At 58.0% G+C, this 286-nt stretch carries 1 protein-coding gene; it reads right to left on the minus strand.

What is annotated here, in order from left to right; translation table 11 throughout:
• On the minus strand, nt 1–188 hold a 188-nt coding region (locus tag NE591_RS15725), incomplete at its 3' end, for a hypothetical protein (RefSeq protein WP_256157159.1).
• Nucleotides 189–286: the final 98 nt, after the last annotated feature.

Genomic DNA, 286 nt, shown 5'->3' on the forward strand with positions numbered 1-286 from the left:
CGTGTCCTTGAGGTCGCCGTCGTGGACGGCCTATGCGTCGCAGGGTTCATGGCGTCCTCAAGGACACGGTCAAACGATATTTGCGCGAACAGGCATGAGTCCCACAGCCCCAAGGGGCATGATAGGAAAAAGGACCCGAACGATAGGAACTGAGCCGCGGTGCGGGCGGCCTCGCTTTGACAGATCATGAAGTCCCTCCTCTTCATCGGCGTCGTCCCAGCACCCACACTCTACCCGATTACTCCAAAACGCCAAGGCCTCTACCAGGAAATACCCCGTTTTCGTT

Source organism: Adlercreutzia sp. DFI.6.23 (assembly GCF_024462535.1).
GTDB lineage: Bacteria > Actinomycetota > Coriobacteriia > Coriobacteriales > Eggerthellaceae > Adlercreutzia > Adlercreutzia rubneri.